The 17,238-nt window shown below is 73.3% G+C and carries 15 protein-coding genes; 5 read left to right on the top strand and 10 right to left on the bottom strand.

Annotated elements, in window-relative coordinates; all coding sequences use genetic code 11:
* Positions 1-29: 29 nt before the first annotated feature.
* Positions 30-1,214, bottom strand: a complete 1,185-nt coding sequence (locus tag IE294_RS02285; RefSeq protein ID WP_189881702.1) for a cytochrome P450 family protein — start codon at positions 1,212-1,214, stop codon at positions 30-32.
* Positions 1,215-1,431: 217 nt separating this feature from the next.
* Here IE294_RS02285 and IE294_RS02280 point away from each other — a divergent pair, with 217 nt between their 5' ends.
* Complete coding sequence (locus tag IE294_RS02280; RefSeq protein WP_189881700.1) at positions 1,432-1,818, top strand: ribonuclease domain-containing protein; 387 nt, start codon at positions 1,432-1,434, stop codon at positions 1,816-1,818.
* A 72-nt stretch (positions 1,819-1,890) separates the two neighbouring features.
* Here the strand turns inward: IE294_RS02280 and IE294_RS02275 are convergent, their stop codons facing one another.
* The 6 genes from IE294_RS02275 to allB all read right to left on the bottom strand — a co-directional run bounded on the left by IE294_RS02275 (position 1,891) and on the right by allB (position 9,920).
* Entirely contained in the window at positions 1,891-4,260 is a 2,370-nt protein-coding gene (locus IE294_RS02275) for an MFS transporter (protein ID WP_189881698.1), read from the bottom strand.
* Positions 4,261-4,457: 197 nt separating this feature from the next.
* Complete coding sequence (locus IE294_RS02270) at positions 4,458-5,366, bottom strand: DMT family transporter (RefSeq protein ID WP_189881696.1); 909 nt, start codon at positions 5,364-5,366, stop codon at positions 4,458-4,460.
* Between the two features lie 373 nt (positions 5,367-5,739).
* A complete protein-coding gene (locus tag IE294_RS02265) occupies positions 5,740-6,366 on the bottom strand; it encodes a dihydrofolate reductase family protein (protein ID WP_189881693.1) in 627 nt (208 codons plus the stop codon).
* A 99-nt stretch (positions 6,367-6,465) separates the two neighbouring features.
* Positions 6,466-7,281, bottom strand: a complete 816-nt coding sequence (locus IE294_RS02260; protein ID WP_189881691.1) for an AIM24 family protein — start codon at positions 7,279-7,281, stop codon at positions 6,466-6,468.
* Between the two features lie 129 nt (positions 7,282-7,410).
* Positions 7,411-8,526 (bottom strand): allantoicase, encoded by a 1,116-nt coding sequence (alc, locus tag IE294_RS02255; RefSeq protein ID WP_189881689.1) that lies wholly within the window; start codon positions 8,524-8,526, stop codon positions 7,411-7,413.
* A 53-nt stretch (positions 8,527-8,579) separates the two neighbouring features.
* On the bottom strand, positions 8,580-9,920 hold the full coding sequence (gene allB / locus IE294_RS02250; RefSeq protein WP_189881687.1) for an allantoinase AllB: 1,341 nt from the start codon (positions 9,918-9,920) through the stop codon (positions 8,580-8,582).
* A gap of 273 nt (positions 9,921-10,193) precedes the next feature.
* Between allB and IE294_RS02245 the strand changes: the two genes are divergently transcribed.
* On the top strand, positions 10,194-10,991 hold the full coding sequence (locus IE294_RS02245; protein WP_189881685.1) for an IclR family transcriptional regulator: 798 nt from the start codon (positions 10,194-10,196) through the stop codon (positions 10,989-10,991).
* A gap of 325 nt (positions 10,992-11,316) precedes the next feature.
* The gene (locus IE294_RS02240; protein WP_189881683.1) at positions 11,317-11,739 is read left to right on the top strand and encodes a DUF6234 family protein; all 423 of its coding nucleotides are present in this window, start codon (positions 11,317-11,319) and stop codon (positions 11,737-11,739) included.
* Between the two features lie 7 nt (positions 11,740-11,746).
* Here the strand turns inward: IE294_RS02240 and IE294_RS02235 are convergent, their stop codons facing one another.
* Positions 11,747-12,100, bottom strand: a complete 354-nt coding sequence (locus IE294_RS02235; RefSeq protein WP_189881682.1) for a DUF5955 family protein — start codon at positions 12,098-12,100, stop codon at positions 11,747-11,749.
* Between the two features lie 144 nt (positions 12,101-12,244).
* Between IE294_RS02235 and IE294_RS02230 the strand changes: the two genes are divergently transcribed.
* Together IE294_RS02230 and aceB are read left to right on the top strand one after the other, a co-directional pair.
* Positions 12,245-12,853, top strand: coding sequence for a nucleotidyltransferase family protein (locus IE294_RS02230; RefSeq protein WP_189881680.1), 609 nt, complete (start codon positions 12,245-12,247; stop codon positions 12,851-12,853).
* Between the two features lie 184 nt (positions 12,854-13,037).
* Entirely contained in the window at positions 13,038-14,663 is a 1,626-nt protein-coding gene (gene aceB / locus IE294_RS02225; RefSeq protein ID WP_189881678.1) for a malate synthase A, read from the top strand.
* Positions 14,664-14,714: 51 nt separating this feature from the next.
* On the opposite strand, the gene IE294_RS02220 is transcribed toward aceB, so the two are convergent.
* Entirely contained in the window at positions 14,715-15,629 is a 915-nt protein-coding gene (locus IE294_RS02220) for a HipA family kinase (RefSeq protein ID WP_189881676.1), read from the bottom strand.
* 20 nt (positions 15,630-15,649) lie between these two features.
* Complete coding sequence (locus IE294_RS02215; protein ID WP_189881674.1) at positions 15,650-17,149, bottom strand: IucA/IucC family protein; 1,500 nt, start codon at positions 17,147-17,149, stop codon at positions 15,650-15,652.
* Between the last annotated feature and the right edge of the window lie 89 nt (positions 17,150-17,238).

The following is a 17,238-nucleotide window of genomic DNA, read 5'->3' as shown; positions in this document are numbered from 1 at the left end:
GCAGGCTCGTACACCTGGGACGTACGCCGTCACCAGCGGACCGGCAGGCTTCTCACGCCTCGCATGAGCATGCCCGGCAGCCACTCCCCCGGCTCGCCGTCCAGGGTGAGGCCGGGAGCGCGGTCCAGGAGTGCGCCGAGGGCGATGCCGGCCTCCAGGCGGGCCAGGGGCGCGCCCAGGCAGTAGTGGATGCCGTGGCCGAACGCGAGGTGGCCCCGGGTGTCGCGGCGGATGTCGAAGCGGTCGGGGTCGGCGAACCGGGCGCCGTCGCGCTGGGCGGCGGTGAGGCCGATCAGCACGTCGTCGCCCCGCCCGATCCCGGTGCCCGCGATCTCCAGCGGCTCGGCGGCGTACCGGTACGTCGCGGTCTCCACCGGCCCCTCCCAGCGCAGGGTCTCCTCCACCGCTGCGTCGAGGAGGGTCGGGTCGGCGCGCAGGGCCGCGAGCTGGTCGGGATGGGTGAGCAGCGCCAGGACGGCGTTGCCGATGAGGTTGACCGTGGTCTCGTGGCCGGCGATGAGCAGCAGGTAGGCCATGCCCCGCAGCTCGTCCATCGAGAGCCGGTCACCGTCCTCGGCGGTGGTGCGGACCAGGTCGCCGAGCAGATCGCCCGTGGGGCCCGCGCACCGCTTGTCCTCGATCAGCTCGGTGAGGTACTCCGCGAGGCGGACGGTCGCCGCGCGTCCGGAGTCCGTGCCGGTCGGCGCGACCACCTCCGTGGAGATCTTCCGGAACTCCGCGCGGTCCATCTCGGGCACCCCGAGCAGCTCGCAGATGACGGTGATCGGCAGCGGGTAGGCGAGGGAGTCGACGAGGTCGGCGTGGCCGCGCGGCAGCATGTCGTCGAGCAGTTCGTCGGTGATCTGCCGGATGCGCGGGCGCAGCAGCTCGACCCGGCGCATGGTGAAGGCACGCGCGACGAGGCCCCGCAGGCGGGTGTGCTGCGGTGGGTCGGCGACCAGCAGGTACTTGCCGATGAGCTGCTCGTCCAGGGGCACGAAGCCCGTCTTGGCGATGTCCTTGGCCAGCCGTTGGTCGGCGAGGGCGGCCCGCGCCTCCTCGTACCCCACCACCAGCCAGGTCTCCCAGGCTCCGCCCGGCGTGGCGAGCCTGACCCGGTGGACGGGACCCCGCTCGCGCAGCCGCGCGTAGACCGGGTGGGGGTCCCGGCGGAGTGCGTCGCCGGACTCCGTCAGGTCGATCACTCGTGCCATGGCTCCCCCTGTGGACTGCCCCGAGGTCCCGGACAGCGGCCGGTACCGGGTGAACGCACACGGCGTCCGGATCGTGCCCGACACGGCGGGCGGGCCGGCAGGCCGACCGAGACGCCGGGCGCGCCTGGCCGACTCCCTGAAAACTCCTCGGACTTCACGGGAAATTCTTCAGGGTTGTCATTGACATGCCACCTTCTACGCGCGTCATCATGAGGCCATGAGATTCCCCCCACGGATCACACGCGCCGGCGCCGCAGCCGCCGTCCTGTCCGCCCTCCTCGTCGGCGGCACCGTCACGGCCACCCCGGCGACCGCCGCGGTCGGCAGCATCTGCTCCAGCGACCTGCCCTCGCAGGCGCACGACACGCTCGACCTGATCGAGCGGGGCGGGCCGTTCCCGTACGCGCAGGACGGCGCCGTCTTCCAGAACCGGGAACGCGTCCTGCCCGGCCGGCCGTCCGGCTACTACCACGAGTACACGGTGATCACCCCCGGCTCGCCCACGCGCGGCGCCCGACGCGTCGTCACCGGCGAGGCGTCCCAGGAGGACTACTACACCTCCGACCACTACGCCACGTTCGACCTGGTCGATTTCGGCTGCTGAGGTCCGGCCGGGCCCCTCGCCCCGCGTACTCCCCCCACGGAGAACGGACACGGGACGAGGGGCCCGTCGGCGCTACGCCTCCTTGTGGCTGAGCAGGATGTCGACTCCGGCCTGGCCGCCGTCCACGGTGACCTGCGTGGCCACCGGCGCGTAACCGGCGGCGATCACGGTGTACTGCTCACTGGCGAGGTCGGTGAAGGAGTAGCTGCCGTCGACGCTCGTGGTGCGCGTCCCGACGACGTTCCCGGCGGCGTCGATCAGGGTCACCCGGGCGTCCTCCAGCACCCGTCCGTCCTGCGTGCGCACCGTCCCCGACAGGGTCGCCGCGGTGGACAGCCGGATGTCGCAGCGGGTGGTCTCGGCGGAGACGGTGGCCGGCACGGCCGCCGGGCGGTGGCCGGGCGCGCTGACGCTGAGCGTGTAGTCCCCGGGCAGCAGGTCGCCGAGCCGGTAGCCGCCGCCCGTACCGGTGGTCGCGGAAGCCGTCACGTCACCGTGCCGGTCGGTGGCCACCACCAGGGCACCGGCAAGCACCTCCCCGTCCCCGCCGCGCACCGTGCCGGCCACGCCGCCCGGGCTGGGCAGGAGCACGAGGTCGTGGGAGACGGGTGTGCCGTCCAGGGTCAGCGTGGCGACCTGCGGCTGGTACCCGGACGCCGAGCCGATGAGGACCAGGCTGCCGCGTTCGGGGATGTCCACCGCGTACCAGCCGTCCTCCCGGGAGGTGGTGCGGGCGAGCTGGTGACCCGTCGTGTCCAGCACGGTGATCGCGGTACCGGGCACGGGTACGCCCGCACCGTCCCGCACCTGTCCACCGATGGCCGCCGCACCGCCCGCGCCCACGGCCGTCGGGGTGGCGGTCCGCCCGGCGGCCTCGGCCGCGGTCTCGGTGGGGGCCGTCGCCCCGGCGCCGGGTACGGCCCCGGTGGCGGGGACGGCCTCGGCCTGGGCCTGGCCCTCGGCATCCTCCGCAGGCAGGCTCGCCCTCTTCCTCGCGCGGAACAGCAGCACGGTGACGAGCACGGCGAAGGCGAAGAAGCCGGCCGACCACCAGTAGGCGACGGTGTAGCTGTGCAGCGCCGCGTTCGCCTTGACCAGGGGGTCGCTCAGGTGGTGCTTGGCGTAGTCGGTGGCCGCGCTGGCGGCCAGCGTGTTCAGCAGCGCGGTGCTGATCGAGCCGCCCACCTGCTGGGTGGTGTTGACGGCCGCCGAGGCCACGCCCTGGTCGCTCGCCCGCACCCCCAGGGTGGCGTAGCTCATGGCCGCGGGCATCGACATCCCGAGGCCCGCGCCCAGCAGCAGCAGCGGCGGCAGCACATGCGGCGCGTAGCTGCTGTGCAGGTCGAGGCGGGTCAGCCAGACCATGCCGCCCACGGCCAGCAGCATGCCGACGGGTACGACGGTCTTGGGACCGATCTTCGGCACCAGCCAGTTGGTGGACAGCTGCGCCATCACCATCAGCGCGCCGACCATCGGCAGGAAGGCCACGCCGTTCTTCACCGGCGAGTAGCCCAGCGTCGACTGGAGGTAGTAGGTGAGGAAGAGGAAGACGCCGAACATCCCGGCGGAGGAGATGAGCACGGTCGACAGGGCGGCGGCGCGGTCGCGGTCGGCCAGGACGCGCAGGGGCAGGACGGGGTGCTTCGCACGGGCCTGCCAGAGGAAGAACGCCACCAGCAGCAGACCGCCCGCGGCGAGGAAGCCCCAGGTCATCCAGTTGTCCCAGTCGTGCGTCTCGGCGTTGGCGAAGCCGTAGACGACACCGAACAGGCCGCCGGAGACCAGCGCGGCGCCGAGGATGTCCAGCTTGGGCCGCTCGGCCGGGACGGAACGGCCGATGAGGACGACCGCGCCGATCAGCGCGGGAATCGCGATGACGTCGTTGACGTACAGCGTCCAGCGCCAGTTGAGGTACTCGGTGAGCAGACCGCCGAGGACCAGGCCGACGGCGGCGCCGGAGCCGGCGATGGCGCCGAATATGCCGAACGCCTTGGCGCGTTCCTTGGGCTCGGTGAACGTCGTGGTCAGCAGGGAGAGCGCCGCCGGCGCGAGCAGGGCGCCGAACAGCCCCTGCACGGCGCGCGCGACGACCAGCATGGTGAAGCCGTTCGCCGCGCCGCCGACCGCGGAGGCGGCGGCGAAGCCGGCGATGCCGATGATGAAGGTCGTCTTGCGGCCGAAGAGGTCGGCGAGCCGGCCGCCGAGCAGCAGCAGGCTGCCGAAGGCCAGGGAGTAGGCGGTGACGATCCACTGCCGCCCGTTGTTGTCGAAGCCCAGGTCATGCTGGGCGGACGGCAGCGCGATGTTCACGATCGTGGCGTCGAGCACGACCATGAGCTGGGCGAGGCCGATCACGGCCAGGGCCCACCAGCGGTGCTTCGGCGGGGCATGGGTCTGGCCGGACGGCCCGGCCTGGACAGTGGCGACCGGGATGGCTTCCACGATGGGACTCCCTGATGGGGCTCGGATTGCTCGGTTGTGCGTCAGCGCCGGCAGGACGACCGTGTCCCCGTCGCCATCGGTCCGAAACAGTTTCGTACTGCAAAGGTAGGCAATCCCGCAGCGAAACTCAAACGTTTCGATCAACCTCCGGGCGATGTGCGGCAGGTCACAGACCAGGGAATCGAGCAGCCTTTCGGTCAGGCTGTCGCCCGGCGTCCCCACGCCGTCCCCAGGAGCACCAGGGCGCCGCCCGCCAGGCCGAGCGCGCCGAGCCGGTCGCCGCCCAGCGCGATGCCGGCGCCGGCGGCCCACAGCGGCTCGGTGCCGAGCAGCAGGCTGACCCGCGAGGGAGAGGTGCGGCGGACGGCCCACATCTGCACGAAGAAGGCGAACACCGTGCACAGCGCCGACAGGAACAGCAGCCCCGCCCACTCCCGCGCGCCGAAACCCGTCGCCGCCGTCCAGGGCGCCGGTGCGCCGGCGGCGGCCGACAGCAGGCCGAAGACGGCGACGGCGGAGCCGAGCTGGACCGTCGTCAGCGGCAGCGCGCCGGCGGCCTGTACGGCCCTGATCCGGGACATGGCCAGGACGTGCACGGTGCGGGCGCACGCGGCGAGCAGCATCAGCAGATCGCCGAGGGAGGGCCGGGTGAAGCCGGCGCCCTGGGTGAGCAGGACGACGCCCAGCACCGACAGGGCCGCCGCGCCGAGGAAGGGCGGCGTGGGCCGGGAGCGGGTGACGGCGGCCTCGGCGAGCGGGGTGAAGATCATGGTGAGGCTGATGATCAGACCGGCGTTGGTCGCCGAGGTGTGCACCACCCCGTACGTCTCCAGCAGGAAGACCCCGGCGAGGACCAGCCCGAGCAGGGCCGCGCCGCGCCACTGGGCGCCGGTGAGGGCGCGCAGGGCCCGGCGGCCGGCGACGGCCAGGGCGGGCAGCGCGAGGGCGAACCGCAGCACCAGGACGGCGAGCACCGTCCGGGCGGTGGTGATCTCCTTCGCCGCGAGGTAGCTGGCGCCCCAGCAGACCGCGACGAGCAGCACGGGCAGGTCGGTGTGCCAGGCCCGGCGGGGCGCGAGCGCGGCGGGCACGGCGAGCGAGGACATCGGTGCGGCTCTCCCGGTCTCCGGAAAAGGGGTGCGCAGACGACGGCGGCTCGCACGGGACGCGCTCACGGTACCGGCGACGACGATCTTCCGGCCAGGTCTTCCCGGGCGGTCGCGTCCGCATGCCGGGCGGGTGCTCCGCCCGGCGTAGCCCCGCTTGGACATCGGGTGGCTGGAGGCCGGCAGGCCGTACCCGAGCTGCCTCGGACCGCACACGTGCGACCCGTGTCCCGAGGCGGGCCGTTCTCGCCGTCGATCCCGACGCGTGGTCCTCCGCGCGCCGGCCCGACGTGCCCTTCCCCGGGTCCCGGACGGCGTGGAACGCATGCCGGAGCATGACACGGTTCCGTTCCGTCCCGGCGCCGGTGGCTCGTCAGGCCTCCTCGGGGAGGTCGTACGTGCCGTACTCCGGGCTGCCCGCCAGGTCGTACGTCTGGAGGGAGATGCCCGAGCCGGTGACGTGGCCGCAGCGGTGGGTGAAGCGGGTGGGGAGCGTGCCCGGCGTGAACAGGCGGCGGCCGGCGCCGAGGACGACCGGGAACGTCAGCAGGTGCAGGGTGTCGACGAGCCGGAGGTCCAGCAGCGAGCGGACCAGGGCGCCGCTGCCGTGGATCTGGAGTTCGCCGTCCGTGCGCTCCTTCAGCGCGGTGACCTCCTTGGCGAGGTCGCCGGAGACGACGGTGGTGCCGGCCCACCCGGGTGCCTGGAGGGTGGCGGAGACGACGTACTTCGGGAGGGCGTTGAGCCTGCCGGCGATCGGGTGGGCGGGGTCGGTCACCTTCGGCCAGTAGGCGGCGAAGATGTCGTACGTACGGCGGCCGAGCAGGAAGCCGCTCGCGCGGGCGAAGATCTCGGTGAGGTACCTGCCGGAGTCGTCGTCGGCGAGCGGGAAGCTCCAGCCGCCCTGGCCGAAGCCGCCGGAGGTGTCCTCCTGGGGGCCTCCGGGTGCCTGGTGGACGCCGTCGAGGGTGACGAAGATCGTGGAGACGAGCCGGCCCATGGCGGGTGCCTTCTTCCGGGTGCGGGGTCTGCGGTCGACAGGTCAGACCCCGCGTCCGCCCGTGACTCATCGGTCCGGCCGGCCCCGGGGGAATCCGGCTCAGCCGGCGTGCGTGGAGAACAGTCCGCCGGTCGGGCCCTGCTTGTCGCCGCCCTGGGCCTTCTTCAGGGCGTTGGCGAGGCTCTCGATGGTGAGGGACTGGAGGATCACCCGGCCGTTGCCCTCCAGCGTGGCCAGGGACAGGCCCTCGCCGCCGAACACGGCGTTCATCAGGCCCTGGCGGTTGAGGCCGCCGACGCGCTGGACGCCGTACTCGATGCCCTCCTCGAAGGCGACCACACAGCCGGTGTCGACCTCGATGCGCCCGCCGAAGTCCGCCGGGTTCAGGTCGATGAAGTTGCCCGCGCCCGCGATGATCACCGTGCCGTGTCCGGTGAACTTCTCCAGGACGAAGCCCTCGCCGCCGCTCATGCCGGTGCGGCCTCCGGCGAAGGCGATGCCGAAGTCGACGGTGGACTCGGCGGCCACGAAGGCGTCCTTCTCCGCGAACCACGCGCGCGTGCCGTCCAGCTCCAGGGCGCGCATCTCGCCGGGCAGCACGCCCGCGAAGCCGACCGTGCCCTCACCGCCCTGGGCCGTGAAGTACTGGAAGGCCAGCGACTCACCGGCGAGCACCCGCTGGCCGACCTGCATGGCGGTGCCCATGGCCTGGCGGAGCAGCCCGCCCATCCCGCCGCCCGAGCCGCCCTGCTGCTGCCCGCCGCTGCCGGACGGGCCGGACAGCCGCGTCTCCATGGTCACGTTCGTGGTCTTGAACAGGAACTTCCCGGCCTCGCAGTACACGGTCTGGCCGGGGTGCAGGTTGACGACCGCCATCTGCATGGCGTTGCCGACGATCTCTTGCTTAAGGGTCACGTGGAGAGAACGCGGAAGGAGCGGGGAAGAGTTCCGGCGGCCCGGAACAGGGGTCCGCGCGGGTGACGCGCGGGGCGCCCCGGTGCTGTCCGGCCGGGGCGCCCCACGCGCGCGTGCGTCGGCGCCGGGTCAGCCGCCCAGTTCCTGGTGCCGGGCGGCGAGGCCGCTCGCGCCCTGCTCGGTCAGGGAGCCGAACAGGCGCAGGCGGGAGATGCCGCCGTCGGGGAATATGTCGATCCGCGCGTGGGTGCCGACCGCCGGCTCGGGCAGGACGAAGCGGTGGTCGGTGTCGGGCTGGAGGCGGGTGCGGGGCAGGATCTCCCGCCATGCGCCGTCCTCCCCGTCCCGCACGGACACCGAGGCCCAGCCGGCGCTGTTGCCCTTCAGGTAGGCCGTGTCGATCTCGACGGCGCGGATCTGGGACCGGGCGACGAGCCGGTAGCGGATCCAGTCGTTGCCCTGGTCGCGGCGGCGGCGGGTCTCCCAGCCGTCGTCCATCTTGCGGGAGCGGCCCGGCTGGATGGTGTTGGTGGCCGGGGAGTAGAAGAGGTCGGAGGCGTCCTCGACCCGGCCGCCGTTCTCCAGGGCGACCACGTCGAAGGTGCCGAGGACCGCGAGCCACCCGGGGTCCGGGACGACCTCGCCGTACACGCGCAGGCGGGCGATGCCCCCGTCGGGGTGCTGGTTGAGCCGCAGGTGCGTGAAGCGCTGCTCGGCCGAGACGGCGAAGCCGTTCGCCGCGTGGCCGCCGACGGCGGTGCGCGGGACGATCGTCGTCCACTTCACGTCGTCGCCCAGCAGTTCCTCCGGGGACGGCGAGCCGGGTACGGACGTGGCCTCAACCGAGACGGCCTGCGGGTAGTTGCCGCGGAAGTGGGCGGTGTCGACGACGATCCCGCGGATCACCCCGGGCGCGCCGAGGCGGACCAGCGCCCAGTCGTGGTCCTCGGCGGGGGGCCACGGGTGCTCGGCCGAGGCGCCGCGCCGGCGGCGGGTCTCCCAGCCGTCCATGATCTTGCCCTTGTGCCCGAAGTGCTCGGGGTCGAACTCGGCCCGCTCGGGCACCAGCAGGTTCTCCCGCTGGGCGAAGAACTCGTCGTTGGCGGCGATGACACCGGCGCCGAGCCGCCGGTCGGCGAGGTTGGCGTACCGGGTGAAGGGGAAGTCGGCGGTGCGGTAGTCCGCGTACGGGTCGCCGCCTCCGTAGGGGTTCGCGTCGCCGGTGAAGCTCTCAATCGCCGTCACGGTGATCAGTGGGTCCTCTCTGGGAGTCGGCCGGGTGCGGTTGCGGTGGTGGGTCACTGGGGGCGGGCGAGCAGCGTGCCCTTCGGCGCGGTGAACTCGCCGTCGGCGACGATGCGTTCGCCGCGCAGCCAGGTGGACTTGACGACGCCGTACAGGGTCCTGCCGGCGTAGGCGGTGACCCGGTTGCGGTGCTGGAGGCCGGCCGGGTCGACGGTGAAGGTCTCGTCGGGGGCGAGGACGGCGAAGTCCGCGTCGTGGCCCGGGGCGATGGCGCCCTTGGAGGCGCCGAGGCCGACGAGGCCGGCGGTCCGCGCGGACATCCAGCGCACGACGTCCTCCAGGCCGTGACCGCGCTCGCGGGCCTCGGTCCAGACGGCGGACAGACTGAGCTGGAGGCCGGAGATGCCGCCCCACGCGGTGGCGAAGTCGTCCGTCTTCAGGTCGGCGGTGGACGGCGAGTGGTCGGTGACCACGCAGTCGATGGTGCCGTCGGCGAGTGCCTCCCAGAGCAGGTCCTGGTTGGCGGCCTCGCGGATGGGCGGGCAGCACTTGAACTCGCTGGCGCCGTCCGGGACTTCCTCGGCGGTCAGGGTGAGGTAGTGCGGGCAGGTCTCCACGGTGATGCGGACACCCTCGGCGCGGGCGGCGCGGATCAGCGGCAGGGCGTCGCCGGAGGACAGGTGCAGTACGTGCACGCGCGCGTCCAGGCGCCGGGCCTGGGCGATGAGGTTCGCGATGGCGGTGTCCTCGGCGTCGCGCGGCCGGGAGGCGAGGAAGTCGGCGTACTTGGGGCCGCCCTGCTGCGGGGCGGCGGCCAGGTGGTGCGGGTCCTCGGCGTGCACGATGAGCAGCCCGTCGAACCCGGCGATCTCGGCCAGGGACTGGGCGAGCCGCTCCTGGTCGAGGTGCGGGAACTCGTCCACGCCGGACGGGGACAGGAAGGCCTTGAAGCCGAAGACGCCGGCGTCGTGCAGCGGGCGCAGGTCCTTGACGTTGTCGGGCAGGGCGCCGCCCCAGAAGCCGACGTCGATGTGTGCCTTGTCCCGGGCGACGTCCTGTTTGATCCGCAGGTGCTCGACCGTGGTGGTCGGCGGCAGGGAGTTGAGCGGCATGTCGACCAGGGTGGTGATGCCGCCGGCCGCCGCCGCGCGGGTGGCGGTCCAGAAGCCCTCCCACTCGGTGCGGCCCGGGTCGTTGACGTGCACGTGGGTGTCGACCAGGCCGGGCAGCAGGACGTGGTCGCCGACGTCCTCCAGCCGGGCGGCGGCCGGGACCTCGGCGTCGTACGGCAGGACGGCCGTGATCCTCCCGGCGGACACGGTGACGGTGGCGGCCCGTGTCCCTTCCGGAGTGACCACGCGCGTGGAGCGCAGCACCAGTTCAGCGTCGGACACCCGAACCCCTCTCTCTACCGCCGTTTTACGCCCAGGAAACGGGATTTACTCCCACGTAACGGACTTCAACGTTCTGTTGAAGGAGTCTTCACGCCCGATTCCCCGCCGTCAAGAGGCACACTTCGGGGCAGCATCGAAGCGGCTCTGGGTCTGGACGTTTCCACAAGGCGGAATTAGAATTCCAGCAAGCAGAACGTAGCTACGTACAAGCAGGGAGTCAACCGACTGCCGGGTAGGCTTCTGCTCTCCCGCCAGTCCCGAAAGGAACGCGCCGTGCCGACGTCCAGCGCCAGCACCACCGACTCCGCCAAGCCCTCCGCCGCCGGCGGGGTGCAGTCCCTGGAGCGCGCCTTCGACCTGCTTGAGCGGATGGCGGACGCGGGCGGCGAGGTGGGGCTGAGCGAGCTGTCCGCGACGAGCGGGCTGCCGCTGCCGACCATCCACCGGCTGATGCGCACGCTGGTCGCCTGCGGCTACGTCCGCCAGCAGGCCAACCGGCGCTACGCCCTCGGACCCCGGCTGATCCGCCTCGGCGAGTCCGCCTCCCGGCTCCTCGGCACCTGGGCGCGGCCGTACCTGGCCCGGCTGGTGGAGGAGACCGGAGAGACGGCGAACATGGCGCTGCTCGACGGGGACGAGATCGTCTACGTGGCCCAGGTGCCGTCGAAGCACTCGATGCGGATGTTCACCGAGGTCGGCCGGCGGGTGCTGCCGCACTCAACCGGTGTGGGCAAGGCGCTGCTGGCCGGGGTGCCGGACGACGAGGTGCGGGCACTGCTGGCCCGGACGGGCATGCCGGCCGCCACCGAGAAGACCATCACCACGCCGGAGGGGTTCCTGGCGGCGCTGGCGGAGGTGCGGCGGATGGGCTACGCCGTGGACGACAACGAGCAGGAGGTCGGGGTGCGGTGCCTCGCGGTGTCCGTGCCGGACTCCCCCACGGCGGCGGCCATCTCCATCTCCGGACCGGCGGGACGGGTCACGGAGGCGGCCACCGACAAGATCGTGCCGGTGCTCCAGCAGATCGCCGACGAACTGTCGGCGGCACTGGTCAGCCAGAACCAGGCCTGACGGGGGTACGGCGCCGGCCCGGCCGGTACCGTCGAGCGCCGCCGCGGTGAGCCCGGGGGCCGACCGGGACGACGTCGGGGGCTGGTCCCTGCGGCGCCCGGGGCGTCCGCGTCGAGGGCTGCGGCCACGGGCGTCCGCCCGGGGCGCCCGGCATGGCGGCCTGCCGCCGGCGACCGCGACCGGCACCGGGCCACCGGGGACCGCTCCCGTACCCCGGCTCGCGCCCGGGGCTGAGCACCCGTACTCATGCGCGGCCCCCGGCTCACGCCCGGCTGAGCACCCGTACTCATGCGCCCCTCCCGCCCCCGCGGGCAGGGTGGCGGGTATGGACCTCCCCGTCGCCCCGCCGGCCTTCGACGCCACCGCCGGTCCCGGACCCCGCCGCCGTGCCGACCGGGGTGCCGATGTCGGAGCCGGGTGCGGGCTGGTGTTCCTGGAACTGGTCGCCCTGGTGGTGATCTTCGGGCTCTGGGTGCTGTCCGGGTGGACCTTCGACACAGCCGAGACCGTCACGCCCGACCCGTTGTGGAACTACCTGGCCGCCGCCGGCGCAGTCGGCGTCTTCGCCCTGGCGGCGGGCCTGATCGCCGCGTGGGCCGGTGCCGTCGTCACGGTGGCCACCCAGGCCGTCATGGCCGCCCTGGTGTGCTTGGTCGTCTTCGGCGGGGCCGCCGCGCAGTCCCACCAGGACCAGGTCTGCCGGGACATGCCGTCGGCATCGGGCTGCCGGGGCGCCGAGCGGCCGTAGCGGACGGTCAGGCCCCGCCGTCCGGATCGTCCGGGCGTCGCGGGGCCCGGTCGCGGGGCGGTTCGCCGAACAGGTCCACCGCGTCGCGCACCTGGGACAGCCCCCGGGCCAGCGCGCTCATCGAGCCGATGGCGCCGGCGATCAGTAACAGGGAGCTGCGCAGGCGCGGGGTCTCCGGCAGGCCGCCGGCGGCCATCGCGGCCAGCGCCGCGAGTTCGTCCTCGGCTATCGCCCGGTCGGGGAAGTCCGCCGGTACCGCGGCGAGTTCGCGGCGCAACCGGGACACCGCGGTCCGCAGTTCCGCCACCCTCGGGTCCTCGTCGCTGCCGGTCACTGGCCTCTGCCCCAAGCTCCGCAACACAGCCCTCCCCCCTGCCACGGCCTCGTGCGCGGGCCAGTAAACGCCACCCCGTGCGGGAGCGCCACAGCGCGGACCGAAATTCAGCCCAAGGGAAGCGGCACCGGAAGACCGGCCGAATCCACGGCCGTCGGGTATGCAGGACCCATGACGGACAACCAGGATCTTCAGGGGGGCGTCGCGGGACTGCTGCTCGCCGCCGGCGGCGGCAGGCGGCTCGGCGGACGCCCCAAGGCGCTGCTGCCGCACCGGGGCCGGCCGCTGGTCGAGCACGCGGTCGGGGTGCTGCGGGCGGCCGGATGCGAGCGGATCCACGTGGTGCTGGGCGCCGCGGCGGACGAGGTGCGGGACCGCGCCCGACTGGACGGCTGTGTGCTGGTGGACAACCCGGACTGGGCGGCGGGCATGGGCTCCTCGCTGCGCGCGGGGCTCGCCTCACTCGCCGGCACGGGCGTCCGCGCGGCCCTGGTGAGCCTGGTCGACCAGCCCGGCATCGGTCCGGCCGCGACGGCCCGGGTGCTCGGCGCCTGCGAGAACGAGACCTCCCTGGTCTCGGCCGCCTACGCGGGGGTACGCGGGCATCCGGTGCTGTTCGGTGCGGCGCACTGGGCGGGTATCGCGCAGACGGCCACCGGGGACCGCGGGGCGCGGGCCTACCTGACGGCGCACGAGGGGGAGATCCGGCTCGTGGAGTGCGCGGATGTCGCGGAGCCGTACGACATCGACACGGAGGCCGACCTGAGCCGCCTCCAGTGACCGGGATGGCACCGGGCGCCACCTTGCCTCGACCCGGAGATTCTCGACATCAACAAACCATTGAACTTCCACGATGAGGAAACTACTATCCACTGATCAGAAGCGCCTGTCCGCACAGTCGGCGCTCACCGTCCTGTTCGTGCCCCTTGGCACCAGGTGCCACCGCTGAAGGAAGTGACAGCTCATGTCCGCACCAGCGCCGTCCCCGCTGGCCATCGTCGACGCCGAGCCCCTGCCCCGGCAGGAGGAGGTCCTCACGGACGCGGCGCTCGCCTTCGTGGCGGAGCTGCACCGGCGGTTCACCCCGCGCCGTGACGAACTCCTGGCCCGCCGGGCCGAGCGCCGCGCCGAGATCGCCCGCACCTCCACGCTCGACTTCCTGCCGGAGACGGCCGCGATCCGCGCGGACGACTCCTGGAAGGTCGCCCCGGCCCCGGCCGCGCTGAACGACCGGCGCGTCGAGATCACCGGCCCCACCGACCGCAAGATGACCATCAACGCGCTCAACTCGGGCGCGCGGGTCTGGCTCGCCGACTTCGAGGACGCCTCCGCCCCCACCTGGGAGAACGTGGTCCTCGGCCAGCTCAACCTGATCGACGCCTACACCCGGAACATCGACTTCACCGACGAGCGCACCGGCAAGTCGTACGCCCTGCGGCCGAACGAGGAGCTGGCGACCGTCGTCATGCGCCCGCGCGGCTGGCACCTGGAGGAACGGCACCTGGCCGACGCCGACGGCCGGGCCGTCCCCGGCGCCCTCGTCGACTTCGGCCTGTACTTCTTCCACAACGCGCGGCGGCTGCTCGACCTCGGCAAGGGCCCGTACTTCTACCTGCCGAAGACCGAGTCGCACCTCGAAGCCCGCCTGTGGAACGACGTGTTCGTCTTCGCCCAGGAGCACCTCGGCGTCCCGCGGGGCACCATCCGCGCCACCGTCCTGATCGAGACCATCACGGCCGCGTACGAGATGGAGGAGATCCTCTACGAACTGCGCGACCACGCCTCCGGGCTGAACGCGGGCCGCTGGGACTACCTGTTCTCCATCGTGAAGAACTTCCGTGACGGCGGCCCGAAGTTCGTGCTCCCGGACCGCAACGCGGTCACCATGACCGCCCCGTTCATGCGGGCGTACACCGAACTCCTCGTCCGCACCTGCCACAAGCGCGGCGCGCACGCCATCGGCGGCATGGCGGCCTTCATCCCGTCCCGCAAGGACGCCGAGGTCAACAAGGTCGCCTTCGAGAAGGTCCGCGCCGACAAGGACCGCGAGGCGAACGACGGTTTCGACGGATCCTGGGTCGCCCACCCCGACCTGGTCCCGATCGCCATGGAGTCCTTCGACAAGGTCCTCGGCGACAAGCCGAACCAGAAGGACCGCCTCCGCGAGGACGTCCGCGTCGAGGCCGCCGACCTCATCGCGATCGACTCCCTCGGCGCCAGGCCGACGTACGCCGGTCTCGTCAACGCCGTCCAGGTCGGCATCCGGTACATCGAGGCATGGCTGCGCGGACTCGGCGCGGTCGCCATCTTCAACCTCATGGAGGACGCGGCCACCGCCGAGATCTCCCGCTCGCAGATCTGGCAGTGGATCAACGCCGGGGTCGAGTTCGAGAACGGCGAGAAGGCCACGCCGGAGCTGGCCCGCAAGGTCGCCGCCGGGGAACTCGCCGCCGTCCGCGAGGAGATCGGCGAGGAGGCCTTCGCCGCCGGGCACTGGCAGGAGGCGCACGACCTGCTGCTGCGGGTGGCCCTCGACGAGGACTACGCCGACTTCCTCACCCTGCCGGCGTACCGGCAGCTGCGCGGCTGAAGCCCTGCCCGTCCGGGCGGCCCGGGGGCGTCTCCCGGGCCGCCCGGCGGGTCAGCCCAGGTGTACCGACCAGTCCTGTTCCGCCGCAGGCTTGCCGTGCAGGTCGGGGACCCGCTTCAGCCAGTCCGGGCGGCCCGCCTGTGTCTTCGCGGTGCGGGCGGCCTCCTCGGCCGCCAGCTCCTCGCGGCTCGGGAAGTCGGTGGGCAGCCACTGGGGCGAGAGCCGGACCCGGTCCAGGAGGTAGCCGACGTAGGCGTCCCGGACGTCGTCGGGCGTGGCGAACCCGGCGTCCTCGGCGAGCCAGGCGTCCGGCACCTCGGCGACGATCCCGCGCAGCAGTTCCTCCGTCACCCGGGGCGCCAGCTCGGCGTCGGCGGCGCGCACGTCGGGGCCGTAGTGGCCGAGGGCGTGGTGCCGGAAGTCGTACCGCCGGCCCGGGGCCGTGGTGTCCCAGCGGTGGTGGAAGACGAGGGCGGCGCCGTGGTCGATCAGCCACAGGCGTGCGGGCGCGGTGCCGAGCGTGGGCCAGACCATCAGGTTGGAGCTGTGGACCGTACGGTCGACGTTCACGGTCAGCGCGTCCAGCCAGACGATCCGGCCGGCCTCCAGCGGGTCCAGCGGGAAGGTCCGGGCGATGTCCGGGGTGAAGTCCCGGGCGCCCGGCAGGTAGTCCATGCCGAGGTTGACGCCCGCGCTGGCGCCGTGCAGCTCGCGCACCTCCTGGTGCGGCTCGGCGGCGGCGATGGCCGGGTCGAAGTGCACGAGGACCAGCTCGGGGAAGCGCAGGCCGAGCGCGCGGGCGAGTTCCCCGACGATGACCTCCGCGACCAGCGCCTTGTGCCCCTGCGCCGAGCCCGTGAACTTCACGACGTAGGTGCCGTCGTCGTCGGCCTCCACGACCCCGGGCACGGAGCCGCCGGAGTGGAGCGGGGTCACGTATCGAACAGCAGTCACATCGCGCAGCACACCGGCCAGAGTACGGCAGGTCAGGCGCCGGCCAGCGGGTTCGGCAGCGGCAGGTAGCGGGCGTCCGCGCCGTCCGCGCCGGTCCAGCGCAGGAGCAGGTTGGTCTTGCCCGGCAGGGTGGGGGCGGTGAGCAGGGCGGGGATCTCGGGGAGGTCGTGACGGGCGAGTTCCCGGCGGGCGGCGGGCCAGGGGTCGAGGCCGGGGTGGTGGTCGGTGAGGGCGCCGGCGATCTCGACGAGGTGGTTGACGACGAGGCAGTACACCAGCCGCTCCCAGCCGGCGGCCCGGGTCACGTCCGGCAGCAGTTTGGCGCCCTCCGCGTCCCGGAACAGGGCCTGCACGGGCGTACCGGCCGCGTCCACGGCGACCAGCGTGTTCTGGAGGTGGGCCTCCAGGACCACCCCGTGGTCGCCGAACGCGCTCAGGGCGGGCGGCACGACCTGCCGCAGGTACGCCTCCCACCAGGCGGCCGGGTCGGTGGCGGCGGCGAGCGGGCTGCCGTCGAAGCCCTCGGCGAGACCCGCCGCGAGCAGGGGGGTGGCGCCCGGCAGCAGATGCCCGCGCAGCCCGTCGCGGACCAGGACGGCCAGTTCCTCGAAGGCGAACGCGGCGGTGCGGTAGCCGCGATCGCGGAGCCAGGCCGCGGGCGGGCCCATCGCCGCGAAGGCGTGCTGGGCCGCGGTGTCGGTACGGCGCAGTTTCCGCAGGTCGTGGCGCCACAGCCGGCGGATGTCGTTGGTGATGCGGACGTCCAGGCTGAACTTCAGGAACAGATCGCGGCGCGGCTCGTACACCGTGCGGACGGCGGCCGTGGGCCAGGTGTCGAACGGGGTCGTGTCCAGCCGCAGCAGCCGCCCGTCGGCGAAGGCGGGCGCGAGATCGCGGGCGACGAGGTCGAGCTGCCAGGGGTGGGCGGGCAGCAGCCGGTAGCCGGGCGGGGCGGTGCCGAGGGCGTCCAGGGCCCGGGTGTCGCCCTCCTCGGCCACCTGGTCCTCGCGGACGCCGAGCAGCGTCAGCGGGAACCGGGCGTGCGCCTCGGGGGCGTACGGCAGCCAGGACGCGACCGGGCCGCCGCCGCGCGCCTTGGGGGCCGGGTGGTGGGGGTGGCCGGTGAGCAGGGACTGCTCGGAGCGCAGATACGGGTCCTCGGGCGCCGTGGCCCGGGCGCGGGCGGTGAGCAGGGCGGCGATCGCGTCCCGGCTGTCGATCATCTCGGCGGGCAGGTCGCCGCCGGGCAGTCCGGTGTGCCGGCGCAGCTCCTCGGCGACCAGTTTGACCAGCTCCGAGTGGCCGATGCGGCGCCAGCCCCCGGCCGTGTACAGCTCGGGGTCGGCGGGGCGCCGACCGGGGCGCACCCGCAGCAGCCGGCCGTCCGGCAGCCGGTGGACACGGCGGTCCCCGGCGTCCGGGAGCGGTTCGGCGACCTCCCGCAGCAGGCAGTTGAGCAGGGGCGCCGTCGCGTACGCGTCGGCACGGCGGCCGACGGCACCATGGGGGAGTGTGAGGTCCACGCGATCCATTCGTTCTTCGTGCAGGGGGCCCGCGGGCTTCCCCGGGGCACGCCGGGTGCGCCCTGCGGGAGCCGGTGACGATCAGTATGGCTGCCGTC

It is taken from the genome of Streptomyces canarius (genome assembly GCF_014650735.1).
GTDB classification, from domain to species: domain Bacteria; phylum Actinomycetota; class Actinomycetes; order Streptomycetales; family Streptomycetaceae; genus Streptomyces; species Streptomyces olivaceoviridis.
The sequence above is the reverse complement of the archived record's forward strand: the minus strand, read 5'-3'. Positions and strand labels throughout refer to the sequence as shown.

What these genes read in the sequence shown, in the direction of transcription:
- IE294_RS02285 (WP_189881702.1), bottom strand. Translation starts at nt 1,214, where the DNA reads ATGGCACGAGTGATCGACCTGACGGAGTCCGGCGACGCACTCCGCCGG.
- IE294_RS02280 (WP_189881700.1), top strand. Translation starts at nt 1,432, where the DNA reads ATGAGATTCCCCCCACGGATCACACGCGCCGGCGCCGCAGCCGCCGTC.
- IE294_RS02270 (WP_189881696.1), bottom strand. Translation starts at nt 5,366, where the DNA reads ATGTCCTCGCTCGCCGTGCCCGCCGCGCTCGCGCCCCGCCGGGCCTGG.
- IE294_RS02265 (WP_189881693.1), bottom strand. Translation starts at nt 6,366, where the DNA reads ATGGGCCGGCTCGTCTCCACGATCTTCGTCACCCTCGACGGCGTCCAC.
- IE294_RS02240 (WP_189881683.1), top strand. Translation starts at nt 11,317, where the DNA reads ATGGACCTCCCCGTCGCCCCGCCGGCCTTCGACGCCACCGCCGGTCCC.
- IE294_RS02230 (WP_189881680.1), top strand. Translation starts at nt 12,245, where the DNA reads ATGACGGACAACCAGGATCTTCAGGGGGGCGTCGCGGGACTGCTGCTC.
- aceB (WP_189881678.1), top strand. Translation starts at nt 13,038, where the DNA reads ATGTCCGCACCAGCGCCGTCCCCGCTGGCCATCGTCGACGCCGAGCCC.
- IE294_RS02215 (WP_189881674.1), bottom strand. Translation starts at nt 17,149, where the DNA reads ATGGATCGCGTGGACCTCACACTCCCCCATGGTGCCGTCGGCCGCCGT.